Source organism: Nocardia sp. NPDC057353, from assembly GCF_042667085.1.
In the GTDB taxonomy this organism is placed as follows: Bacteria; Actinomycetota; Actinomycetes; order Mycobacteriales; family Mycobacteriaceae; genus Nocardia.
Window position 1 is genome coordinate 39184 of sequence record NZ_JBHVAK010000039.1, and the last position, 22629, is coordinate 61812.

28 protein-coding genes are annotated in these 22629 nt (G+C 71.6%); 15 read left to right on the forward strand and 13 right to left on the reverse strand.

The window, feature by feature from the left end; translation table 11 throughout:
* Window positions 1-81: 81 nt before the first annotated feature.
* The 3 genes from ACFUUZ_RS20520 to ACFUUZ_RS20530 form a co-directional block, all read right to left on the reverse strand.
* Window positions 82-732 carry a GNAT family N-acetyltransferase gene (locus tag ACFUUZ_RS20520; protein ID WP_378698455.1) on the reverse strand — a complete coding sequence of 217 codons (651 nt, stop codon included), beginning with the start codon at window positions 730-732 and terminating at the stop codon, window positions 82-84.
* A 9-nt stretch (window positions 733-741) separates the two neighbouring features.
* Window positions 742-2001, reverse strand: a complete 1260-nt coding sequence (gene glp, locus ACFUUZ_RS20525; protein ID WP_378698457.1) for a gephyrin-like molybdotransferase Glp — start codon at window positions 1999-2001, stop codon at window positions 742-744.
* A 123-nt stretch (window positions 2002-2124) separates the two neighbouring features.
* Complete coding sequence (locus ACFUUZ_RS20530; protein WP_378698459.1) at window positions 2125-3078, reverse strand: UTP--glucose-1-phosphate uridylyltransferase; 954 nt, start codon at window positions 3076-3078, stop codon at window positions 2125-2127.
* Between the two features lie 79 nt (window positions 3079-3157).
* Here ACFUUZ_RS20530 and ACFUUZ_RS20535 point away from each other — a divergent pair, with 79 nt between their 5' ends.
* The 3 genes from ACFUUZ_RS20535 (at window position 3158) to ACFUUZ_RS20545 (ending at window position 4990) form a co-directional block, all read left to right on the forward strand.
* A complete protein-coding gene (locus tag ACFUUZ_RS20535) occupies window positions 3158-3775 on the forward strand; it encodes a 5-formyltetrahydrofolate cyclo-ligase (RefSeq protein ID WP_378698461.1) in 618 nt (205 codons plus the stop codon).
* A 79-nt stretch (window positions 3776-3854) separates the two neighbouring features.
* On the forward strand, window positions 3855-4181 hold the full coding sequence (locus tag ACFUUZ_RS20540) for an FmdB family zinc ribbon protein (RefSeq protein WP_378698463.1): 327 nt from the start codon (window positions 3855-3857) through the stop codon (window positions 4179-4181).
* 122 nt (window positions 4182-4303) lie between these two features.
* Window positions 4304-4990, forward strand: coding sequence for an SAF domain-containing protein (locus tag ACFUUZ_RS20545; RefSeq protein ID WP_378698465.1), 687 nt, complete (start codon window positions 4304-4306; stop codon window positions 4988-4990).
* Between the two features lie 80 nt (window positions 4991-5070).
* On the opposite strand, the gene ACFUUZ_RS20550 is transcribed toward ACFUUZ_RS20545, so the two are convergent.
* The 6 genes from ACFUUZ_RS20550 to ACFUUZ_RS20575 all read right to left on the reverse strand — a co-directional run bounded on the left by ACFUUZ_RS20550 (window position 5071) and on the right by ACFUUZ_RS20575 (window position 11729).
* The gene (locus tag ACFUUZ_RS20550; protein WP_378698467.1) at window positions 5071-5745 is read right to left on the reverse strand and encodes an MspA family porin; all 675 of its coding nucleotides are present in this window, start codon (window positions 5743-5745) and stop codon (window positions 5071-5073) included.
* A gap of 63 nt (window positions 5746-5808) precedes the next feature.
* The gene (locus ACFUUZ_RS20555; RefSeq protein WP_378698470.1) at window positions 5809-6483 is read right to left on the reverse strand and encodes an MspA family porin; all 675 of its coding nucleotides are present in this window, start codon (window positions 6481-6483) and stop codon (window positions 5809-5811) included.
* Between the two features lie 738 nt (window positions 6484-7221).
* Window positions 7222-7776 (reverse strand): molybdenum cofactor biosynthesis protein B, encoded by a 555-nt coding sequence (locus ACFUUZ_RS20560; protein ID WP_378698505.1) that lies wholly within the window; start codon window positions 7774-7776, stop codon window positions 7222-7224.
* Entirely contained in the window at window positions 7776-9470 is a 1695-nt protein-coding gene (locus ACFUUZ_RS20565) for a trypsin-like peptidase domain-containing protein (protein WP_378698472.1), read from the reverse strand. The genes ACFUUZ_RS20560 and ACFUUZ_RS20565 overlap by 1 nt, the downstream gene beginning before the upstream one ends.
* Window positions 9471-9558: 88 nt before the next feature.
* Window positions 9559-10953: an ATP-binding protein gene (locus tag ACFUUZ_RS20570; RefSeq protein ID WP_378698507.1), complete on the reverse strand. Its 1395-nt coding sequence runs from the start codon at window positions 10951-10953 to the stop codon at window positions 9559-9561.
* An 89-nt stretch (window positions 10954-11042) separates the two neighbouring features.
* Window positions 11043-11729 (reverse strand): response regulator transcription factor, encoded by a 687-nt coding sequence (locus ACFUUZ_RS20575; protein ID WP_378698474.1) that lies wholly within the window; start codon window positions 11727-11729, stop codon window positions 11043-11045.
* A 378-nt stretch (window positions 11730-12107) separates the two neighbouring features.
* Here ACFUUZ_RS20575 and ACFUUZ_RS20580 point away from each other — a divergent pair, with 378 nt between their 5' ends.
* The 7 genes from ACFUUZ_RS20580 to ACFUUZ_RS20610 all read left to right on the forward strand — a co-directional run bounded on the left by ACFUUZ_RS20580 (window position 12108) and on the right by ACFUUZ_RS20610 (window position 18254).
* The gene (locus tag ACFUUZ_RS20580) at window positions 12108-15014 is read left to right on the forward strand and encodes an ATP-binding protein (protein WP_378698476.1); all 2907 of its coding nucleotides are present in this window, start codon (window positions 12108-12110) and stop codon (window positions 15012-15014) included.
* Window positions 15011-15418 (forward strand): roadblock/LC7 domain-containing protein, encoded by a 408-nt coding sequence (locus ACFUUZ_RS20585; protein ID WP_378698477.1) that lies wholly within the window; start codon window positions 15011-15013, stop codon window positions 15416-15418. The genes ACFUUZ_RS20580 and ACFUUZ_RS20585 overlap by 4 nt, the downstream gene beginning before the upstream one ends.
* 7 nt (window positions 15419-15425) lie before the next feature.
* Complete coding sequence (locus ACFUUZ_RS20590; RefSeq protein ID WP_378698478.1) at window positions 15426-15800, forward strand: DUF742 domain-containing protein; 375 nt, start codon at window positions 15426-15428, stop codon at window positions 15798-15800.
* Window positions 15801-15822: 22 nt separating this feature from the next.
* Window positions 15823-16440 carry an ATP/GTP-binding protein gene (locus tag ACFUUZ_RS20595; protein WP_378698509.1) on the forward strand — a complete coding sequence of 206 codons (618 nt, stop codon included), beginning with the start codon at window positions 15823-15825 and terminating at the stop codon, window positions 16438-16440.
* Complete coding sequence (locus ACFUUZ_RS20600) at window positions 16433-17230, forward strand: hypothetical protein (protein WP_378698480.1); 798 nt, start codon at window positions 16433-16435, stop codon at window positions 17228-17230. The genes ACFUUZ_RS20595 and ACFUUZ_RS20600 overlap by 8 nt, the downstream gene beginning before the upstream one ends.
* A gap of 34 nt (window positions 17231-17264) precedes the next feature.
* On the forward strand, window positions 17265-17642 hold the full coding sequence (locus tag ACFUUZ_RS20605) for a hypothetical protein (RefSeq protein WP_378698482.1): 378 nt from the start codon (window positions 17265-17267) through the stop codon (window positions 17640-17642).
* Between the two features lie 387 nt (window positions 17643-18029).
* Entirely contained in the window at window positions 18030-18254 is a 225-nt protein-coding gene (locus ACFUUZ_RS20610; protein ID WP_378698484.1) for a hypothetical protein, read from the forward strand.
* A 110-nt stretch (window positions 18255-18364) separates the two neighbouring features.
* Here ACFUUZ_RS20610 and rpmF read toward each other — a convergent pair whose 3' ends face one another.
* From rpmF to mrf, 3 genes are read right to left on the reverse strand one after another with little or no spacing between them, the layout of a single operon-like run.
* A complete protein-coding gene (gene rpmF / locus ACFUUZ_RS20615) occupies window positions 18365-18538 on the reverse strand; it encodes a 50S ribosomal protein L32 (protein WP_378698486.1) in 174 nt (57 codons plus the stop codon).
* Window positions 18539-18541: 3 nt separating this feature from the next.
* A complete protein-coding gene (locus ACFUUZ_RS20620) occupies window positions 18542-18808 on the reverse strand; it encodes a type B 50S ribosomal protein L31 (RefSeq protein ID WP_378698488.1) in 267 nt (88 codons plus the stop codon).
* Complete coding sequence (gene mrf / locus ACFUUZ_RS20625) at window positions 18805-20121, reverse strand: ribosome hibernation factor-recruiting GTPase MRF (protein WP_378698490.1); 1317 nt, start codon at window positions 20119-20121, stop codon at window positions 18805-18807. The genes ACFUUZ_RS20620 and mrf overlap by 4 nt, the downstream gene beginning before the upstream one ends.
* Before the next feature lie 102 nt (window positions 20122-20223).
* Between mrf and rpmB the strand changes: the two genes are divergently transcribed.
* The 4 genes from rpmB to rpsR are packed head-to-tail and all read left to right on the forward strand — an operon-like array spanning window position 20224 to window position 21235.
* Window positions 20224-20460 carry a 50S ribosomal protein L28 gene (gene rpmB, locus ACFUUZ_RS20630; protein WP_378698492.1) on the forward strand — a complete coding sequence of 79 codons (237 nt, stop codon included), beginning with the start codon at window positions 20224-20226 and terminating at the stop codon, window positions 20458-20460.
* 10 nt (window positions 20461-20470) lie between these two features.
* A complete protein-coding gene (rpmG, locus tag ACFUUZ_RS20635; protein ID WP_194815936.1) occupies window positions 20471-20641 on the forward strand; it encodes a 50S ribosomal protein L33 in 171 nt (56 codons plus the stop codon).
* A complete protein-coding gene (rpsN, locus tag ACFUUZ_RS20640; protein WP_378698495.1) occupies window positions 20641-20946 on the forward strand; it encodes a 30S ribosomal protein S14 in 306 nt (101 codons plus the stop codon). The genes rpmG and rpsN overlap by 1 nt, the downstream gene beginning before the upstream one ends.
* Window positions 20947-20980: 34 nt before the next feature.
* Window positions 20981-21235, forward strand: a complete 255-nt coding sequence (rpsR, locus tag ACFUUZ_RS20645; protein WP_067653222.1) for a 30S ribosomal protein S18 — start codon at window positions 20981-20983, stop codon at window positions 21233-21235.
* Window positions 21236-21284: 49 nt separating this feature from the next.
* On the opposite strand, the gene ACFUUZ_RS20650 is transcribed toward rpsR, so the two are convergent.
* Complete coding sequence (locus tag ACFUUZ_RS20650) at window positions 21285-21896, reverse strand: LysM peptidoglycan-binding domain-containing protein (RefSeq protein ID WP_378698498.1); 612 nt, start codon at window positions 21894-21896, stop codon at window positions 21285-21287.
* A gap of 176 nt (window positions 21897-22072) precedes the next feature.
* Here ACFUUZ_RS20650 and ACFUUZ_RS20655 point away from each other — a divergent pair, with 176 nt between their 5' ends.
* Window positions 22073-22540 (forward strand): hypothetical protein, encoded by a 468-nt coding sequence (locus ACFUUZ_RS20655; protein WP_378698500.1) that lies wholly within the window; start codon window positions 22073-22075, stop codon window positions 22538-22540.
* Window positions 22541-22629: the final 89 nt, after the last annotated feature.

Here is a 22629-nt window from a genome sequence, read left to right on the forward strand (position 1 = left end):
CCACCACTTCCGCGGCGCGTGCAGCCACCGTATTCCTTTCCCCCGGACGATCCATTCCCCTCGGCGGTGCGCTACCGCAGCTCAGAGCGGCGTCGCGCGTCCCTCCCGCACGATCCGGTCGACCACGGTGCCGAGCACCTCTTCGACCGTGATACCCACCAGCAGATGATCACGCCAGGCGCCGTCGACATCGAGGTAGCGGCGCAGCAACCCCTCCTCGCGGAACCCGGCGTGCCGCAGCACCGCCTGGCTGGCCAGGTTCTCCGGCCGCACGGTGGCCTCCACCCGGTGCAGCCCTACCGGGCCGAAGCAGTGGTCGAGGCCGAGCGCGAGCGCCGCGGTGGCCACGCCCTTCCCGCTCAGGTCGCGCGCCACCCAGTACCCGATCCAGGCCGAGCGCAGCGCGCCGCGCACGATATTGCCCACCGTGATCTGCCCGGCGAAGTCGCCGTCCACCTCGATCGCCAGCGGGATCATGGCGCCGCGCCGCGCCTCGGCCTTCAGCCCGGACCAGAGCGACGGCCAGTTCGAGGCGTGGTTGCGCGCCTCCCAGGTGCCGCGGCCGGTCGGCTCCCACGGCTCCAGGTGGTCACGGTCGCGCAGCCGGATCCGGCTCCAGGCGGCGGCATCCCGCAGCCGCACCGGCCGCAGCCGCACCTCACCGGCGGTCACCAGGACCGGGCCGATCCTGGCGGGCCACCCCGGATGCTGCGCACCCCGGAGAACGCTCATGCCCGCGCCTCAGCCGCGCTGGGAGAGGAACGCGACGCGCACCTCGTCACCGGTGCGGATCTCGGTCTCGTCCGGCTCGATCACGATCAGGCTGTTGGCCTCGGCGAGGGTGGCGAGCAGGTGCGAGGAGCCGTTGGTGCCGTTGCCGAGCGGCTGCACCAGGTAGTCGCCGGTGGTCTCGTCGCGCATGAGCTGCGCGCGCAGGTACCCCTTCCGCCCCGCCATGGAGGTGACCGGCATGATCGTCCTGGCCCGGATGACGCGGCGCATGGGATGCCTGCGGCCGAGCGCGATCCGGATCAGCGGACGCACCATCACCTCGAAGACGACCAGCGCGCTCACCGGATTGGCGGGCAGCAGGAAGGTCGGCACCTCGTCCCGGCCGAGCCTGCCGAAGCCCTGCACCGAGCCGGGATGCATGGCGACCCTGGCGATCTCCAGTTCGCCGAGCCCGTCCAGCGCCTCGCGCACCTGCTCGGAGGCCCAGCCGCCGACGGCGCCCGCGATCACCACCACCTCGGAACGCATCAGCTGCCCCTCGACCACGTCGCGCAGCCTGCGCGGGTCCGAGCTGACGATGCCGACCCGGTTCACGTCGGCGCCCGCGTCGCGCGCCGCGGCGGCCAGCGCGTAGGAGTTCACATCGTAGACCTGCCCCGGCCCCGGCGTGCGGTCGATGTCGATGAGCTCGCCGCCCACCGAGATCACCGAGAGCCGCGGCCGCGGGTGCACGAGCACCTTGTCCTGCCCGACCGCGGCGAGCAGCCCGACCTGCGCCGGGCCGATGATGGTGCCCGCGCGCACCGCGACGTCGCCGGGCTGCACGTCGTCGCCGATCCGGCGCACGTAGTCGCCGGAGCGCACCGGCTCGTAGACCTTGATCCGTGCCCGGCCGCCATCGGTGAAGTCCAGCGGGAGCACGGCGTCGGCGAGCGTCGGCAGCGGCGCCCCGGTGTCGACCCGGACGCTCTGCCTCGGCTGCAGCCGGATCGGCTGCCTGGAACCGGCCACCACCTCGCCGACGACCGGCAGCGTGAGGTCGACCAGCTCGCCGGTCTCGTCCCTGATGTCGGAGCCCGCCGCCGAGACGTCGACGCTGCGGACGGCGTAGCCGTCGATGGCCGCCTGGTCGAAGCCGGGGAGTGGCCGCTCGGTGACGACATCCTCGGCGCACAGCAGCCCCTGGGCCTCCGAGATCGCGACCCGGACCGGCCTCGGCGCGACCGCGGCCGCGGTCACCTTGATCTGCTGATCCTCAACCGAGCGCATCCAGCCCTTCCCTGCTCCTCTCGCACGCCGCCGCTACCGCATCGGCACCGGCGTGCGTACAGCCGGGCGGCGAACACATTCGTACCCGACGTGTCCACCGCCCGTGAAATTCGACCGCGCCCGTCAGTCGTAGGTCGTCAGCTGGGGATCCCAGTCCGGGCCGAGCCGGTGCTGCAGCCACTCCCGAAGGGCCGGGCCGTACTCCTCCCGTTCCAGGGCGAAATCGACCGCTGCTCGAAGATAACCGCCCGGGTTGCCCAAATCGTGGCGCGACCCACGGTGGACCACGACATGAACCGGATGCCCCTCCGCGATCAGCAGCGCAATGGCATCGGTCAGCTGGAGTTCACCGCCCGCGCCCGGCTCGATCCGGCGCAGCGCGTCGAAGATCGCGCGGTCGAGCAGGTACCGCCCAGCGGCGGCGTAGGTGGACGGCGCGTCGGCCAGCGCCGGCTTCTCCACCATGCCGTTGACCCGGAGCACATTCGGGTTCACCGCGTCCGGCACGACCTCGACGTCGAAGACGCCGTAGGCGCTGACCTGCTCCTTGGGCACGTCGATCGCGCACAGCACCGAGCCGCCGCGCTTGCGCCGCACCCGGCTCATCACGTCGAGCACGCCGGACGGCAGCACCAGGTCGTCCGGGAGCAGCACGGCGATGGCGTCCTCGTCGTCGTCGAGCACCGCCTCCGCCTGGGCGACCGCGTGTCCGAGGCCGAGCGGCTCCTCCTGCACCACCGAGCTGACGTCGAGCAGCCCCGGCGCCCGGCGCACCTTCTCCAGCGCCTCGATCTTGCCGCGCTCGGCGAGCGTGCTCTCCAGCACCAGGTCCTCGATGAAGTGCGCGACGACCCCGTCCTTGCCCGGCGAGGTGACGATCACCAGCCGCTGCGCGCCCGAGTCCGCCGCCTCGGTGGCGACCAGCTCGATCCCCGGCGTGTCGACCACCGGGAGCAGTTCCTTCGGCACCGTCTTCGTGACGGGCAGGAAGCGCGTCCCCAGCCCCGCCGCCGGCACCACAGCCGTGCGGAAGACCCCTACCCCGCCATTCGCCGACTGTCCGGCCTTCGCTGTCATACGCCTACCCTATCCATCCATTACATCGCGGGTCCGCCGTACGACGGCCTGCCATTCCGCTGAGCCTATGGTGACGTTCATGGAGATGCCCGGTGAGCGCGGAAAACATGCATGGCGCGACGACATCCTGGCCCGTAGGAACCGGCTCCCCACGGCACAGCACGATGCCGAAGCACTGGCACTCGCCGAGACGATAACCACAGTTCTGTCCGGCCGGGTCGGTTCCGGCCGCGCGCCGGTGGTGGCGGCCTACGTCCCGGTGCGCGGCGAGCCGGGCGACCTGCGCATGCTCGACGCGCTGATCCGGGCAGGCGCCGAGGTGCTGCTTCCGGTCACCGGCGAGCCGGGCGCACTGAGTTGGGCCGCCTACACCGGTGCCGCCCACCTGGTGCGCCGCCGCTTCGGGCTGCGCGAACCGGACGGGCCGGTGCTTCCCCCCGCGGCACTGGCCGGAGCCGGGGTGGTCCTCATTCCCGCGCTCGCCGTCGATCGCCGCGGGGTGCGGCTCGGCCGCGGCGCGGGCTACTACGACCGGAGCCTCGACCTGGCGGCGCCGGGCGCGCGGCTCATCGCGGTGGTCCGGGACGCGGAGTTGGTGCCCGTGCTGCCCGAGGAGCCGCACGACCATCGGGTGGGATGGGCCTTGACGCCCGCGGCCGGTTTGACGCGGCTCGCCGCCGCTGGAGGCCATTCCTGACCGGGAATGAACATCCGATTGGCAACGTTGGCACTGTCGGCGGTAGAGTGCTAGATCGACACAGCCCCGGAGGATCTCGATGCCTACTTATTCGTACGCGTGCACCCAGTGTGACAATCGGTTCGACATCGTCCAGTCCTTCAGCGACGACACGCTGACCGAGTGCCCCGAGTGCACGGGCAGGCTGCGCAAGCTCTTCAACTCCGTCGGCATCGTCTTCAAGGGCAGCGGCTTCTACCGCACCGACAGCCGGGGCGGCTCCGGCACGGCGAGCGAGCCCGCCAAGACCGACTCCGGCTCGTCCGGCTCCGATTCGTCGTCGAGCACGAGCACCCCCGCGCCTGCTTCGTCGGCATCGGCTTCCTCCTCGGGTTCGTCGAGCACCAGTACCGCTGTCGCGAGCTGATCGTAGGCATCCGGCCCGCGCCGCGAAGCCGGGCCGGGCCGAGTTGTCCACAGCTCCGTCGCCATCCACAGGGGCCGGATCGAGCCGGTTCCCGACCGGTGCCGCGCTCCTAGGCTTCGGCCATGCCTCGCTCCGATTCCCCGTTCCGCCGCTCCGCGCTCGGCTCCGAGAGCCGGGTGCTGGAAGCCTTCCGCAACCGCCCGCCCTGGCTCGACGGCATCCTTGCCCGACGGTTACTCGCCGGTTTGCTGGCGCTGCTCGCGGGCGCGCTCTTCCTCCGCGGTGATCCGGGCGCGGCCCGGACCGAGGTCCTGGTCGCGAGCCGTGATCTGACCGCGGGCAGCCTGCTCACCGATACCGATCTGCGCGCCGTCGCGCAGCCGTCGGGCACCCTGCCGGACGGCGCGGTGCGCGATTCCGCCGCCCTGCTCGGCGCCACGCTGACCGGCGCCATGCGCGCAGGCGAGATCTTCACCGACGTGCGCACCGTCAATCCCCGGCTGGCCGGGGTCGCGACCGGCTCCGCGGATGCCAGGATCGTGCCGCTGCGGCTCGCCGACTCGGCGGTCGCCGAGATCCTGCGCGCGGGCGACCGGGTGGACGTCATCGGCGCGGCGAGCGATGGCGCGGGCCGCGAATCCGATCGCCCGCCGCGCACGCTCGCCAGGGACGCGGCCGTCGTTCTGGTCTCGGCGACCGGTGACGGCCGTGGAGCGGAGCGGGTGGTGCTGGTCGCCATGGATACCGGGTACGCCACCGCGGTGGCGGCGGCCTCGCTGAGCAGCGCGCTCACGGTGGTGTTCCATTGAGGGCCCGGCGTGGGAAACGCGAAGGCGGGCCCGTCGCCGAAGCGACGGACCCGCCGGTGATCACGCGGATCGGAGTGCGATCAGCCGATGCTGAACGGCTGGCCCCACAGGGTCACGACCGACATCACGTTGTCGGTCTCCACCTTGACCCGCACGAAGGCGCGCGCCTGGGCGTAGCCACCGCAGCCGGTCAGCCCGATGGTGGAATCGGCCCAGGTCACCGAGCCGGAGTTGCCCTTGAACGAGTTGTTCGTCGAGTGATCCTCGTCGCCGTAGTCGTCCGGCTTCTCGATGTCGAGGATGTAGAACGAGGTCGCCTGGCCCGGGCCGAGCGACAGGCTGCCGCCGCCGCCACCCGCGACGCTGCCGCTGGCACCGTCTTCGGTCCCCGTGATGGTGCCCTCCAGGCCGCCCGTGACACCGCCACCGGCGATGTTGACCTGGCAGCCCACGACATAGCCCGGGTAGATCTTGCCGCCGACGTCCTCGCCGCCCTCGATCGAGACCTGCGCCGAAGCCGACACCCACGCATTGCGGTGCACCGGGGTCGAGCCCAGCGACGGGCTGATGGTGGCCGACTCGCCGACCAGGTTCACCGTCACCACGGTGCCGTCGGAGAGCGTCTCGGTGATGGTGCCGCCCGGCAGCGGCACGAAGGTGTCGGCGTTCGCGGCGCCGGTGGAGAACAGGCCCACGGCGACCGCGGCGGCGGCACCAACGCCTGCCACCCGCGCCAGGTTCTTACGATTGATCATCTGTATTGCCCCTTGAGGGTCGTATTCGCTTCAGCGAGAGGAAGGTTGAGGAAGAGACCGGTGTCAGCCGATGCTGAACGGCAGGCCGTACAGGCTGGTCTTCGAGTAGTTGTCACCGATGATCTCGACGACGCTGTAGGCACGGGCCTGCGCGTAACCGGCGCAGCCCTGGATCTCGATCTCGACATCCTGGTACTCGACCGAGTACACGCCCGGCTTCGTGATGTCCTTCGCTTCGATCTGCACGAACTTGACCTCACCGGGGCCCAGGTCCAGGCCGAGCGAGCCGCTCAGGGTGCCCGAGTCCACGGCCAGACCGAAATCGAGGCCCGCGGAGATCGCGTCATCGGCGATCGAGACCTGGCAACCGACGATGTAGCCGGTGTTGACCTGCGACGCGCCGTGCGTCGAAGAGTTGTTGCTCCCCGGCTCGCCAGCGGGGCCGTTGAACGGGCCCACCTCGCCCTCGGGGGTCTCGGTCACATCCGCGGTGGTCGTGCCCGATACCCAGACCACGCGGCCCGCGCCGTTGGCCGCCAGCGACGGCGACACGATCGCGCTCTCCGCGGTGCGGGTCAGGGTGACCCCCGGGCCCAGCTTCTGGCCGTCCGGCAACGGCACGAAGGTGTCGGCATTGGCCGCGCCGGTCGAAAGCAGGCCCATGGCAACGGCCGCGGCAGCGCCGACGCCCGCAACGCGGGCACCGTGGCGCAGACCGTTGATGCGGTTCTCGCTCATACTTCCCCTCATCAGGTTCGAACAGGCAGCTCGACCATCGAGACTGCACGTGGTCCTCTCAGGCCCAGCTCAGTTTGTCGCCCGTTTGTTGCCGTTATGTAACCGACTGTTATTTCGGCGCAACACCCCGACCTGGCTAATCGGAACCGGGATTCGCCCATGTCGAAGCCGCCCCCACGGTCGAATCCGGGGTGAACGGCACCGCAACAGACGGTTCCCGTGAGGGAGAGTAAACGCTTCGAAAGCAAACCGCCCGACTAGATTTCATTTAGATCATCGTGATCCATGTCACAGTTCGGACACGCCAGCGGGGTGTTTGACGTGCACAAACGCGGGGGAACGACCGTTCGGCCCTACCCGGCAGTAGCGCAAATCACCACTAGCGGAAGGCATTGATGAGGTGCGCAAAGTGGCCGCGGCGAAGTGGCTCGGCATTCACTTGTGGCGGCAGGAATTTCCGCTCGGAAAGGCCACGGGCCGGGCCGCGGGGCGGCCGGGCCGGCCGAGTGTCCGGCCATATGTCAAGGCGGAGTTACCGAAACGGAGGGAAGGAGGCTCAACCGTGATGCGGGGGCACCTGGGAGCGCAACCAGTGATCGTCGGAATCATCACGGCGCGAACCGTCGTCGCGTTCGTCGCGGGTGGTGTCCGGCAGCGGGTCGCCGAAGATGCGGGCGAGCCGCGCCGCGTCCCCCGCCCGGCGTGGGCGGGGGCCGTCGGCAGCGTCGGCGGGGGAGATTACTCCGCCAGCCCGGAGAGCTCGTCGACCACGCGGCTGGCGAGCGGGCTGAGCGTCGCCATGCCGTCGCGGACGGCGGAGCGCGAACCCGCCAGGTTCACCACCAGGGTGCTGCCGGAGACGCCGGCCAGGCCGCGGGAGAGCACCGCGTCCAGCGAACCGGCCACCCGGCCGGAGGAGCGCAGCGCCTCGCTGATGCCGGGCAGCTCCCGGTCGAGCACCTGCGCGGTGGCCTCCGGGGTGACGTCGCGCGGCGACATACCGGTGCCGCCGACCGAGATCACCAGGTCGACACCGCCGATGACCGCGGTGTTCAGCGCGTTGCGGATCTCCACCTCGTCCGCCTGCACCGAGACCGAGGCGTCGACGAGGAACCCCGCCTCGGTGAGCAGTTCGGTGACCAGCGGGCCGATCGAATCCTCGGCGCCGTGCGCCGTCCGATCATCGACGACGACCACCAGTGCCCGCCCCGCCACAGGAGCATCGATTTCCATGCCGCTCACCGTAGCGCCCAGCGGCGACAGCCCCACCGAACCCCCTGGCAGCACGCGCATCATCGGCCCGCCTCCGCCGGTGCGGCGTCCAGCGTCACCTGGACGGTCTTCGGGTTGTTGCCCTGTTCGTCGGTGTAGGTCACCGTCACCTTGTCTCCTGGTTGGTGGGAACGGACCGCCGCGATCAGCGCGTCACCGGAATCGATGACCCGATCGTCGACCTTCGTGACGACCGCTCCGGCCGGGATCCCCGCCTTGGCGGCGGGGCCGTCCTGGGTCGCTTCGAGCACCTGCGCCCGGGTGTCCTGCGGGCGCAGCTTGATGCCGATCTGGGCGTAGGTGGCCCTGCCGGTCTTGATCAGCTGATCGGCGACCCGGCGGGCCTGGTCCACCGGGATGGCGAAGCCGAGGCCGATCGAGCCGCTCTGCTGGCCGCCGGTCTCGCCACCGAGGGTGGCGATGGCGGTATTGATGCCGATCAGCTTGCCCTCGCCGTCCACCAGCGCGCCGCCGGAGTTGCCCGGGTTGATGGCGGCGTCGGTCTGCACCGCGTCGATCACCGGGTTGACGCCGGGGGCGGTGCCGGAGCCGCTCGTCGAGACCGGGCGGTTCAGCGAGGAGACGATGCCGGTGGTGACGGTGCCCGCCAGGCCGAGCGGGGAGCCGATGGCGATCACCGCCTGGCCGACCTGCAGCTCGGCGGAGCTGCCGAGCTCGACCGGGGTGAGCCCGGTCTTGCCCTCGGCCTTGATGACCGCGAGGTCGGAGACCGGGTCGGCGCCGACGATGGTGGCCGGAGCGGTGGAGCCGTCGCTGAAGACGACCTCCATCCTGGCGCCGGTGCCGCCGCCGGTGGCGACGTGGTTGTTGGTCAGGATCAGGCCGTCCGAGGAGAGCACGACGCCGGAGCCCTCACCCTCGGCGCGGTTGCTCGCGACCTTGATCATCACGACGCTGGGCAGCACCTTCTGCGCCACCGCCTGGATCGAGCCCGCGGGGGCGTTGGAGACGGTGTTCACGTTCGGCTTCGGGGCGTCGAGGGCGTTGGCGACCGTCGAGCCCGCGTCCCGGTCGACCGCGACCGCGCCGACGACGCCGCCGATGCCGCCGCTCACCAGGGCGAGGACCAGTGCGCCCGCCACCAGCGCGGTGCGCCGCGGGCGGCGGGCCGGGCCGGGGTCGGACGGGCCGCCGCCGTAGGCGGGCGGGAGGGTGCCCGGCGGGACCGGGCCGCCCGGCTGGGCGTAGCCGGGGCCCTGGCCGTAACCGGCCGGGATCGACCCGGTGGCCGGACCTGATCCGTACCGCCCCTGCGCTGCGTACCCGCCCGTGCCGTAGTCCGAGCCCTGGTACGCACCGAAGACGTTGGTCGCCTGCTCGGGGCCTGCGTCAGGCCCGCCCGAGACGCCGCTCCCCTGCTCGCCCCCGCGGCCGACCTCGGGGCGGCCGATGAAGCCGGCCGTGTGGTCCGGCCCCGCACCGCCGTGCTGCGCGCCGGTACCAGCGGCTCCCTGCTCGGAGCCCCGAGCGACATCGGGCCCGCCCGAGATGCCACTCGTCCGGTCCGGCCCCGCGCCGCCGTGCTCGGCGCCCGGAGCACCGGACCCCGCGGGCCCGAACCCGCCGGGCCCGTACCCACCCTGCGGCCCGTACGGCCCTGGCGCCCACGGCGACCCCTGCCCGGACAGCTGCTGGGTGGGGTGCGGGGTGCCCGCGGGCTGCTCGCCCGCGCGGCGCTGGTTTTCCTCGGTCACGGCGAATCCTCGGTGCTCGGCTGTGGGTCCTGCTCGTAGTACCCCCCAGCCTGCTCATCACGACTGAGAACGAACTGAGACGGCGCTATCAGTTTTCCGAGAGCTGCTCGGGCCTGCCCTCCTCGCCGGGGAGCACGATGCGGATGAGCGCGCCGCCGCGCTCGGAGGCGTCGACGGTGATGGTGCCGCCGTGCTTGGTCACCACCTGCTTGACGATGGCGAGGCCGAGCCCGGAGCCGGGCATGGAGCGGGAGGCGGTGGTCCGGTAGAAGCGCTCGAAGACCAGCTCGCGCTCGCCGGGCGGGATGCCGGGCCCGGCGTCGTCGACGGCGAGTTCGAGCAGCCCGCGGCTCACCTCGCGCATGGTGACCAGCACCCTGGCGCCGCCCGGGCTCCACTTGGCGGCGTTGTCGAGCACATTGAGCACGGCCCGCTCCAGCCCGGCCTCGTGGCCGTAGACGAACCACGGCCGCAGCTCGGCGACGAACTCGATGGCGCCGCGCCTGCGCCGGGCGCGCTCCAGCGCCCGCTCCGCGACCTCACCGAGGTCGACCCGGTCGTAGACGGTCTCCGGGGCGTCCTCGCGGGCCAGGTCGACCAGGTCCCCGACCAGGGTGGAGAGCTCCTCGATCTGCCCCATGACGTCGGCGCGCAGCTCGGCCATGTCCTCCTCGGGCAGCCGGGGCGCCCCCGGCCTGCTGGAGGCGATGAGCAGCTCCATATTGGTGCGCAGGGAGGTGAGCGGGGTGCGCAGCTCGTGCCCGGCGTCGGCGACCAGCCTGCGCTGCCGGTCCCGCGACTCGGTGAGCGCGCGCAGCATGGTGTTGAAGCTCTCGGTGAGCCTGGCCAGCTCGTCGTCGCCGGTGACCTGGATCGGGGTGAGGTCGTCGGTGCGGGCGACCCGCTCGGTGGCCGCGGTGAGCCGGGCGATCGGCCGCAGCCCGGTGCGGCCGACCGCGGTGCCCGCGGCGGCGGCGAGCACGACGCCGCAGCCGCCGACCACGAACATGAGCCAGGCGAGCCGGTCGAGCACCTCCCTGGTCGGCTCCAGCCGCTGCGAGACCACCAGCGTCGCCCCGGAGTTGGTGCGCTGGGCGAGCACCCGCTGGTTGTCGACGGTGCGCAGGGAGAACTCGCGCTGCCCGGCGGCGACCGCCATCTCGTCGGCCCCGACCGGCGGGTCGGTGGGCTGCGGGGGCACGTACTGCTTCTCGTCGCCGAAGATCAGCGCGACGCCGACGTCGTTGGAGTACAGCCCGGCCAGGATGATCGAGTAGAAGCCGAGGCTGTCGAAGTTGTTGTCGATGAGCGTGGAGGCGCGGGCGCGCAGCTGCGAGTCGACGTCGGCGTAGAGCGAGCGCGCCACCATGGCGTAGGCGGCGATCGAGGCCAGCGCCACCGCGATGGCGACCACCGAGGCGGCCAGCAGCGTGACCCGCCAGCGCAGCGAGACCGAGCGGGTGAGCGGCGTCGGCGGGCGCATCTCCGCCTGCGGCTGCGGCTCCGCCGAGCGCGGCTCGGCCGGGCGCGGGTTGCCGAGCGTCGCGATCACCGGCCGCCTGGCACCGCGGGTCACGGCGGGGTCTCGCGGAGCACGTACCCGACTCCGCGCACGGTGTGGATGAGCCGCGGCTCGCCCTCGGCCTCGGTCTTGCGGCGCAGGTAGCCGATGTAGACCTCCAGCGCGTTGCCCGAGGTCGGGAAGTCGTAGCCCCAGACCTCCTCCAGGATCCGGCTGCGGGTGAGCACCCGGCGCGGGTTCGCCATCAGCATCTCCAGCAGCGAGAACTCGGTGCGGGTGAGGCTGATGGCCCTGGTGTCCCTGGTGACCTCCCTGGTGACCGGATCCAGCGACAGATCCGCGAACCGCAGGGTTTCCGAGGCCTCACCGGGTGCGCCCCCGGTCCGGCGCAGCAGCGCGCGCAGCCGGGCGAGCAATTCCTCGAGCGCGAACGGCTTCGGCAAATAGTCGTCGGCGCCCGCGTCGAGTCCGGCGACGCGTTCGGAAACGGAATCCCGCGCCGTCAAAACCAGAATCGGAAGGTCGTCTCCGGTACTGCGCAGCCTGCGGCACACCTCCAGACCGTCCAGCCGTGGCATCATCACATCCAGCACCAGTGCATCGGGGCGCTGGATGGTCGCCTTCTCGAGTGCGTCGACGCCGTCGACCGCCAGATCCACGGTGTAGCCGTTGAAGGTCAGCGACCGGCGCAACGATTCGCGAACGGCGCGGTCGTCGTCGACTACCAGAATCCGCATGTGACCAGTGTGGCCCCACGGACTGAGAGGCGACTGAGAGGGTGTGTCCGACACGCCGTGACGCGACTCGCCGGTGATCCTGGCGAATCCATCTCGGAACGATCACAGTCCGGTCACATGCGGTGACCAGCGCCTTTTATCCGAAGTCGCCGAAGTGCTTCCGGGCGGACGGGCCGAGAGCCCCGAAAGGCGTTCTGTGACGCCATATTCGAGAAAAACATACTGAGTACCCCAGATTGCTCGCGCTCACTCCGCGCGGTATGTTCACCGCGGTAAAAAGAAGACCCTTCGTTGGTTCTGTGATGCGGCTTGATCCACATCCGACGAGCAACCACGCGCCGCCGGGGGTCACTCGTGAAGCGGAGGCGACGGAAGCGGATGGAAGCTGCACCGCGATCCTGGCAATTCAGCCTGTCGAACTGGTCCGTCACCCGCAAGGTGGGGATCGTTCTGGTGCTGCCGGTACTGCTGGCGACCGTATTCGCGGTTCTGCGTATCAACAACGAGTTGCGCACCATGGAGCAACTCCACGCAGCAACCGAACAAGCGATCATCATCCGGCCGGTCATGCGGTACGGAACAGCCACCGAGCAACTCGCCATCGCGGCGTCGTCCTCGTGGGGCAACATCGCCGACCCGGCCACGGCGACCGCGCTGACGCGGTTCGACCAGGCACTCGCCGAACTCGAGGTCGCGATGCAGACCAACGAGGTCAGCGGGCGGGTGACCGCGGAGCTCGCCTCCGCGGTGGCGACCGGCTCGACCATGCGGAACAGCCTGCGCAACGGCTCGCCCGCCATGGTCGGTGAGCAGGCCGACGAGATCGCGGCCAGGATCGGCAACGCGCTGGCGCGCTCGCCCTCCGTCGACGACCTGGTGATCCAGCGCTACTTCCTGCAGCTGGGCGCGATCCAGTCGGCGCGCCGCACGCTGACCCAGCAGCAGCTGCTGATCGGGATGCCGGACGCCGCGCGCAACCCCGGCGTGCAGGCCAAGGTGCTCATCTCGGCGGGCGCCGAGATGACCATGGTCTCGACCTACTCGCTGATCCTGCCGGAGAACGCGGGCAACCTGCAGCCGCTGCTCGCCGCGGTGCAGACCCGGCTCGCGGCCTTCAGCCAGAACGTCGGCGACCCGGCGGCGAACCCGGTGGTCGCCGAGTCGCTGCGGGCCAGCGCCGACACCTACACCGTCACCACCGACCAGCTGATGGACATCATCGACTCGTCGCTGGCATCCAGGACGGTGGACGCGCAGGCCAGCGCGCTGCGCGAGGCCAGCATCGTGATCGGCATGCTGCTCGCGGGCCTGGCGCTGGCGCTCTCGGTGGCCCGCACGCTGGTGGTGCCGGTGCGCAGGCTGCGGCGCGACGCGCTCGAGGTCGCGCACGTCAAGCTGCCGGACGAGCTCGCGGTGGTGCGCGCGGGCGGCGCCACCCCGCAGATCACCCCGGTGGGCGTGCACAGCACCGACGAGATCGGGCAGCTGGCCCGCGCCGTGGACGAGATCCACGAGCAGGCGCTCGCGCTCGCCGCCGAGCAGGCGCGGCTCCGGGTGCAGATCGGCAACATGTTCGAGACGCTCTCCCGGCGCAGCCAGTCGCTGGTGGAGCAGCAGCTCACGCTGATCGAGGAGCTGGAGCACGACGAGGACGACGGCGAGCGGCTGCAGAGCCTGTTCCGCCTCGACCACCTCGCCACCCGCATGCGCCGCAACGGCGACAACCTGCTCGTGCTCGCCGGTACCCAGCTGCGCCGCGGCCAGCTGCACCCGGTTCCGCTCTCGGACATGCTCTGGAGCGCGGTCTCCCAGGTGGAGGATTACCAGCGGGTGGAGATCGGCTCGGTGCCGGAGGGCGTCGTGCCCGGCGAGCCCGCGGTCGACATCGAGCACCTGCTGGCCGAGCTGATCGACAACGCGCTGCGCTACTCGCCGCCGACCACCGCGGTCGCGGTGATGGTGGCCCGCGCGGTGGACGGCGGCTACCTGATCGAGATCACCGACCGCGGCCTCGGCATGGCGTCGGAGGACCTGCAGGCCACCAACGAGCGGCTGGCCTCCGGTGGTGAGGTCAATGTCGAGACCGCGCGCCGGATGGGGCTGTTCGTGGTCGGCAGGCTGGCCAAGCGGCACACCATCACGGTGAGCCTGCGGCGCACCTCGACCATGGCGCAGCAGCCCGGCATCACGGCGAGCGTGCACCTGCCCGGCGCGCTGGTCGCGCCGCAGCTGGACCCCACCGACCCGAGCGGCAAGCAGCTCGGCGGCGCGCGGGACGACGGCTTCGGCTCCGCGCCGACCCGCAACCTGGTCCCGGTGCCGAGCCTGCCGCAGCGGGAGACCGTGAGCAACGGCTTCGGCGGCGGCTCCACCGCCACAGGGCTGCCGCAGCGCCGCCCGGCCATGCGGGTGGCGGACACGCCGGAGCAGCCGAGCATCTCGGTGCCCGGCCGCGCCGGCGACCGCACCGGCTCCGACCGCTCGCGGAGCTCCGCGTTCGGCGCGGACGAGCCGTACCGCCCGACCACCGGCGGCTTCCCCGCTGTCGACCCGCACAACCCGCCCACCGGCACCGACCTGTGGGCGGAGAACAAGGACGAGCCGGTCGAGGACGGCCAGTTCGCCCAGTTCACCAGCGGCTCCGGGCTTCCGGTGCGCAGGCCGGGCGAGCACGCGCCCGCCGGGGTCCTGCCCGGCACCGAGGACCGGCCCGAGCGCGCGGCGCAGCCCTCGCCGCGCGACGAGCGGCGGGCCGAGCCCGCCGACACCGGGGAGCGGCCGGTCACCGCCAGGCGCCCGGTGCCGGACTACGACGGCCCCGAGTACGCCACCCAGGCGTACCGCCCGTTCGACCGGCCCGCGCACACCGGCGAGCAGCAGCGGCTCCGCCGGGCCGAGGAGACCGACGACGGCCGCGAGCAGTCCGGCTCGTCCCGGCTGCAGCCCATCGACGGGGAGTCTCCGACCCCCATCTACCAGCGCATGGTCTCCGAGTGGCTGGTCGAACCGGCGTCGTCCGAGGCGGCTCCCGGCTCGTGGTCGTCGCCTGCCGACGCGGGCTGGTCCGCCGCGGCCGACGCGAGCAAGCCGACCACCTCGTCGCGCACCGCGGGCGGGCTGCCCATCCGCAGGCCGGGCGCGCAGTTGGTGCCGGGCGGCCTCGCGCAGGCGGAGGAGCAGGGTGACCGCGACCCTGAGGAGATTCGCAACAACCTCACCAGGCATCTCAGCGGGGTCCGCAGCGGGCGGGCCAATGTGCAGTACAACGACGGAGGGCTTGCATGACCAACGCCAACAGCACCACAGACGAGAACTTGAACTGGCTGGTCGCCCGGTTCACCCGGGACATCCCCGGCGTCTCGCACGCCGTCCTGGTGTCGGCCGACGGCCTGCTGCAGGCCACCAGCCCGCATCTGCCGTCCGACCGGGCCGAGCAGCTGGCGGCCGTCACCGCCGGGCTGGCGAGCCTCTCCGCGGGCGCCGCGCAGCTGTTCGACGGCGGTAAGGTGATGCAGTCGATCGTCGAGATGCAGCGCGGGTACCTCCTGGTGATGAGCGTCGGAAACGGCTCGCACCTGGCAGTTCTCGCCAACAAATCGCACGATATCGGCCGCATCGGGTACGAGATGGCCCTGCTCGTCGACCGGGTCGGCAGTGTCGTGTCGGCGACCGCGCGGACCGCCGTCTGAGCTTGCCATGTCCAGCCCGCACGGCTCCGGACCGTATCGACCCACCACTCGCGTTCGGCCCTACGCTCTGACTTCGGGGCGAACCGAGCCCGCGGTGGACCTGCCGCTCGAAGCGGTGATCGAAACCCTGTCGCACAACGCGCATCTCGACTGGCCGTCCGGTGACATCCGTACCGAGATCCTGCGTCTCGGCACGCACCGGTTGTCCGTCGCTGAGATCGCCGCACATCTGGACCGCCCGCTGGGTATGGTCCGGGTGGTGATCGGCGATCTCGTCGTGGACGGCGCCATGCGCATGCACATCACACTGACCGAACAGACGAGCTTCAGCGAGCGCCGTACCCTGATGGAGAGGACATTGCGTGGACTCCGCGCCCTTTAGGAAACAAGGGCCCGAAAGCAAGATCGGGCCCGAAGGCAGCACCGGGCCCGATGATGCCGATACCCGGACCGCGTCCACCAAGATCGTGGTGGCGGGTGGGTTCGGCGCCGGGAAGACGACGTTCGTCGGCGCGGTGTCCGAGATCGTGCCGCTGCGCACCGAGGCGATGGTCACCCAGTTCTCGGACGGCATCGACGATCTCGCCGATACGCCGCAGAAGGAGACCACCACGGTCGCGATGGACTTCGGGCGGATCATCCTGCCGGGCAACCTGACGCTGTACCTGTTCGGCACGCCCGGCCAGCGCCGCTTCTGGTTCATGTGGGACGACCTGATCCGCGGCGCGATCGGCGCCGTCGTCCTGATCGACACCCGCAGGCTGGAGGACAGCTTCGCCGCGGTGGACTTCTTCGAGGCCCGCGGGCTGCCGTTCCTGATCGCGGTGAACCGCTTCCCGCACGCGCCGCGCTTCCCGATCGCCGAGCTGCGCGAGGCGCTCTCGGTGCGCGAGGGGGTGCCGATCGTCGACATCGACGCGCGCAACGCCAACGAGGTGCGGCAGGCGCTCGCCGCGGTCACCGAGTACGCCATCGCGGAGCTCAAGTCGCAAGAACTGGAAGGGGCCGCACGGCATGGCTGAGGTCCAGCTGCTGGCGGAGGGCGCCGAGGTCGACCTGTTCGTCCTCGGGCCGTGGATCGCCGGGCTCTCCGTTGCCATTTCGCTGCTCGGCGCGCTGGTCGGGTTCGCCTGCATCGTGCACAGCGTGCGCTCGGCCCGCTTCCGGCTGGTCTGGCTGACCGCGGCCGCCGTCTCGATCGGCGGCATCGGCATCTGGCTGGCCACCTCGGTCACGCTGCTCGGGCTCGACGTCTCCAGCACCGTGCTGCGCTACGACCTGGCCTACCAGATCGCCGCGCTCGCGATCGCCTTCGGCTCGGTGCTCGCGGGGCTGCTGCTGCTCGGCCGCTCCTTCCGGCTGCCGCTGCTGCTGACCGGCGGCCTCGTCATGGGGCTCGGCACCGCGACCGCGCTGTACCTGAGCCTCGGCTCGATCAGCGTGCAGGGCAAGGTGGACATCTCGCCGTGGCCCGCCGCGGTGGCCGCGGTGGTGGCGGTGCTGGTGTGCTGCGGCACGCTGTGGTCGTTCCAGGCGCTACGCGGCAGGCCCGCCCGCGCCGCGACCATTCTGCTCTTCGGCCTCGGCATCGCCGGGGTGTACTACCTCGGCCTCTCGGCGCTCGGCTTCGAGGTCGACCCGACGGCGACGGCGCCGGAGGGCATGGAGCTGTTCGACTTCGTGTTCCCGATGTTCGTGGTCGGGCTGCTCTCGCTGACCATTCCGATCAGCGCGGTGCTGATCGCGCCGGACCGCCGCGCGCTGGCCGCCACCGCGCCCGCACCGCGCCCGGATCTCGAACCCGCGCACTGACCAGGCTCGCGCAGCCACCAGGAGGGAGCGGGGCGTGACCCCGGAACAGGAAGCGGTGCTGCGCGAGATCCGGCTGCAGCTGCGCTTCCCCGAGCCCGCCGGGCTCGGGGAGCCGGATGCCACGCTCGCGGGCACGGTGGCCGCGATCCGGGCCGACACCTCGGCGCTGCGCGAGCAGGCCGAGGCGCTGCGCGGCCAGATCATGGCGCTGCGGACCGAGATCAGCGAGCTGGAGGCGACGACCGCCGATCTCTCGGCGGAGCTGCGCGGGCTGCTGGAGCGGCGGCTGCCGTTCCCGCTCTCGCTGCTGGAGGGGCCCGCGGCGGCACTGGTGGGGCGGTTGGAATCGCTGCTGCCCCCTCGGCCGGTGGAACTCGCCGCTCCTACCGAGGCTTCGGAACATCACCCCTGAAACAGGGTGGGAATCCGCTGGTGGATCTTGGCGATGAGCGGGTTCCCCTGGGGCACCGGCTAAACCGGGCTTTCGAGGAACCCGCCCTCCCGCACGAGGGTACCGGTGCGGATCGGTGAAATCCACTCATTCGGCAGGACTTTTATAGGGGTCGAAACCGACTTGTGGTCTGGGCCACGCTCGGCCGCAAACTTTTCGCATCGCGAATCCGAACATCGTGAAAGGTCCGGCGCGCGCGCAGGATCGCGGCGGGTTTGCCCAGCGGGCCGCGTTCGTCGAGGGCCCTTGCGCGGAGGCGCGATACGGATTCCCGGCCCACCGCCGGCGAAACCGGGCTATTGTCGGCGCGCACGACGCATCCGGGTTCGTTCGTTCGAAGGAGTTCGCATGGCTGTCACCGTTTCGCTCGACAAGGCCCTCGACAAGGCGTTCGAGGACAAGTCGCTGCAGGAGATCCTCGCCGCCCCGCCCTCGGCGTTCGCCGGGCTCACCGACGCGGCCGATCAGAAGCTGCTGGACGCGCTGAAGATCAAGACCATCGCCGATCTCGGCACCAACAAGTACTTCCGGCTCGCCGCCGCGCTCGTCGACCTCGGGGAGCGCGAGGGGTAGCTCTGCCACCCCGACCACCACGCGGCGCGGGCGCCGTTCGACTGTTCACCAGCGCACAATCGAGTCGAACGGCGCTCGCGCCGGGTGATCTAGGCGGCGGGTGCTCGCCCTCAGATCCGCGACGGATCGATCAGCCCGCGCCGCACGGCGGGGACGATCCGCCGGGGCACCCGGTAGGCGACCCCGCCCACGGTGACCTGGACCAGCTCGGGCGCGACGGCCTTCCACTGCGCCCGCCTGCTGCGGGTATTGCTGCGCGACATCCGCCGCTTCGGCACCGCCACGGCTCAGCCCTCCCGGCCCTGGCGCGCGCGCCGCCCGTACTTGCGCTCGAACTTCTCGACCCGCCCTGCGGTGTCGAGCACCCGGTTCGCCCCGGTCCAGAAGGGGTGCGAATCCGAGGTCACGTCCACCACGATGAGCGGGTAGGTGCCGCCGTCGGTCCACTCGACGGTGCGGGCGCTGCCTGCGGTGGAGCGGGTCAGGAACCGGGTGCCGGTACTCGAGTCCTCGAAGACCACCGGCCGGTACTCCGGGTGAATCCCTGCTTTCATGCGTTGTCCTCTCGGTGCGTGCTCTCCGCGCCGACCCCGGACGGGTCGGCGCACGGATCGGTGTGCTGCTCGCCGAAGGGGTCGTCCCACTCCGCGACGACCTCCGGCGCGCGGACGACGAGCCGCAGCTCGTCGTCGGAGACCAGCGCCCAGTGCAGCGCCCGCCGGATCTCGGCCGGGTCGGCGTCGTGCACCAGCGCGACCAGCGAGACGTGCCGGTCGCCGAAGCGCTCGTCCCAGCGCAGTGCGGCCAGCGCGGTGCGCTCCGGGTCGGCCTCGGCGCGTTCCGCCGGGGTCATGGCGGCCAGCCAGTGCCCGGCTCCCCCGACCCGCAGCCCGCCGCCCGCCGACTCCAGCCACACCACGTCGGCGGGCTGGGTCGCCAGCCAGACCCGGCCGCGCGCGGTCACCACGCCCTCCAGCAGGACGTCGAGCGCCTCGTGCAGCCGGGCGGGGTGGAACGGCCGGTCGGCGGCGAACTCGACCCACTCCACGCCGTACTCGGCGGTCAGCGGTGGCTGGCCGCGCAGCAGCGAGGCGTGCGGGTCGAAGCCGCCGCGGGTGCGCTCCGGCACCAGGGCGAGCAGCGCCTCCAGCTCGGCGGCGACGAGCTGCTCGGGGCCGGTGCCCGCCGCGCCGGGCCCGGCCGGGACGTCGGCGTCCGGCTCGATCCGCAGCGCCGGAACACCGGGTGCCAGCCGGTGCAGCACCGCCTCGGTGCGCGCCCGCTGAACCGGATCCGCGCTCCCGGCGATCAGCAGCGCGTCGGCGGACTCGGCCCGGCCCAGCGCTACCTGCGCCACCGTGCGGTCGTCGTCGACCGTGGTTAGGCCGCGCTCGGCCATGGTGTCGTCGCCGGTGGCGTCGGCGAACCAGGTGCGCTCGTCCAGGCAGGCGAGCACCGCCTGCACCCGCACGTCGCGGCTCGCGGGCGCGTCCGGCCTGCCGACCATCCCCGTCACCACCACGTAGTCGATCGCCTCGCATACCGCGTCCGCCTCGAAGGCGGCGTCCAGATCGAGCACGATGCGGCGCACCGGTTGCCTGGCCGCGAGGGTGCGCAGCAGCGGGAGCAGGTCGCTCCGGAGCGTGCAGGAGACGCAACCGTGCGCCAGTTCGAGCACCGAGAGCTCGGCCCGGTCGCCGTCGAACACGGTGCGCCGGACCACGCCCTCGCCGAGGTCGCGCAGGTCGTGCCGGACGACGACGGTGCCTTCGGCGCGGAGCAGCGCCTCCGGGACACCCGCGGGGCCGGTGCCGGTGAGCAGGACGACGGGAGTGCGCCGGTCGGGCGCGGGGACGGAATCGGCCACCGGAACAAAACCCTTTCGACAACGGTTTTCATTTGCTGGACGCCGACGCTACAGTGTCGGACGGCTGTTGTCGAAAACGATATTCAACTAGGAGGTGGCGGCATGTCGGCCCACTGCCAGGTCACCGGGCGCGCGCCCGGGTTCGGCAAGACCGTCTCGCACTCGCACAAGCGCACCAACCGGCGCTGGGACCCGAACATCCAGCGCAAGACCTACTTCCTGCCCAGCGCGGGGCGGCGGATCACGCTGAACGTCTCCGCGAAGGGCATCAAGACCATCGACCGCGACGGGATCGAGGCCGTGGCAGCACGGCTGCGGGCCCGCGGCGTGAAATTCTGAGGAGGGGCACATGGCCTCGAAGTCGACCGAGCTCCGGCCGATCGTGAAGCTGAAGAGCACGGCCGGGACCGGGTACACCTACGTGACCAGGAAGAACCGGCGCAACGATCCGGACCGCATGGTGCTGAAGAAGTACGACCCGGTCGTGCGTAAGCACGTGGATTTCCGCGAGGAGCGCTGATGGCGAAGAAGTCGAAGATCGCGCGGGATCAGCAGCGCCGGGCGATCGTCGCCAGGTACGCCGAGCGGCGGGGCGAGCTCAAGGAATTGATCAGGAAGCCCGCCACGCCGGACGAGCAGCGCGCCGCCGCCCAGGCCGAACTGCGGAAAATGCCGCGGGACGCCAGTCCGGTACGATTGCGCAATCGGGATGCCGCGGACGGACGACCGCGCGGCCACCTCCGGAAATTCGGGCTCTCGCGGGTCCGGGTGCGCGAGATGGCGCACCGGGGCGAGTTGCCCGGTGTGCACAAATCGAGCTGGTAGATCATCCACGATCGCGTAGAAGGAAGCCGTCAGCATGGCAGTGAAGCGAGCACCGTCGAAGAAGGTCCGTGCCGAGCAGGCGCGCCGCCCGAAGAAGAACCCGCTGATCGCCGCGGGCATCGAGCACGTCGACTACAAGGACGTGAACCTGCTCCGCACGTTCATCTCCGATCGCGGCAAGATCCGCAGCCGCCGGGTCACCGGCCTCACCCCGCAGCAGCAGCGGCAGGTCGCCGTCGCGGTGAAGAACGCGCGCGAGATGGCGCTGCTCCCCTTCACCAGCCGCTGAGCTCGGCGACCAGCGAGGCCCGGTGCGCGCGCACCGGGCCTCGGTCGTCTCACGGGACGGTCAGCACCTGGCCGGGGTGGATCAGGTCCGGGTTGTCGATGCCGCTGGCCACCGCGATCTCGTGGTAGCGGTTGCCGTCGCCGTAGAAGCGCTCGGCGATGGCCCACAGGGTGTCGCCGGGCTCGACGGTGTGCGTGCGCGGCGCGGGCGGCGGCGGGGGCACCTCCGCGGGGGCCTGCTCGAAGGCGGGCTCCGCGACGGCCTCGGCCACCGGCTCCGGTTCGGCCTGCGCCTCGGCGACCGGCTCCGGGGCGGGCAGCGGGTTGTCGGTGTCGGTGCCCGACGCCCACAGCGCGCCGCCGTCGGTGCCGTACAGCACCACGTTGCGGTCGGCCTGCACCACGAGCCGGTCGGCCGACTGATCATTGGTCTCGGTGGACCAGGCGGCGTCGCTGCCTTCCTTGTAGAGCACGAAGTTGCCGTCGTGCTGCAGCACCGCGTTGCGCACACCCTGATCGTGGGTCTGGGTGGACCACACCACGTTGCCGCCCGGCTCCGCCAGCACCAGATTGCCGTCCTGCTGCAGGGTCAGGGTGTATGCCCCGCCCGTCAGCGACTGCCCCAGCCCCAGTTCCTCACCTACGCGCAGCGTGTCGACCACGTTCGTCCTTTCGCAAAGCTCTTGTCGGAGTTGCTCGATCGCGGTGCGGCGCTCGGTGTTCCGCGCCGCACCGCCACCGAATGTACTGGCGTTCGGCGGATCGCGCCCGTGCCGCACTCCGGGTTCGCTCGCCGTTCACCGGCGGGCGGGGTGCGGGCAGGCGCTAGGGTCGGGTCATGGCCCGGATCTCGTTCCCGCGGCGGGTGGTCGCGCTCGCCCTGCTGCTCGGTACCTTCTGCTGCGCGGGGTGCGGGGGTTCCGGTTCGGAGCCGAACGAGGCTGCAAAGCAATCGGTTTCGGTCACCGCGGCGCCGAGCACGCCGGTCGAGGGTGAGCCGGGGCTGCCCGCCGAGCCCTTCACCGCCGCGCCGGAGCTGGTCGACGCGCAGCCGATCCCGTTCACCTCGTACTCCCGGGTGGGCGCGGACCGGATCGCGGTGGTCTTCGAGACGGGGTCGCCCGAGTGTTACGGGGTGGACGCGACGGTCACCGCGGAGACCGATTCCACCGTCACCGTCGAGCTGCGCGCGGGCAGCAGGCCCGATGCGGCGAACCGCATGTGCGTCATGATCGCCGTGACCGGAAGCCTCGAGGTGCAGCTCCCCTCCCCGCTCGGCCAGCGGCTGGTCCTCAGCGCCGTGTGAGCCGGCCGCGCGACCGGTGGATCCGCACGCCGGTGCCGCCGGGTACCCCCGACGAACCCCGGCGGCCGGGCACCCGCAGGGGCCCGGCC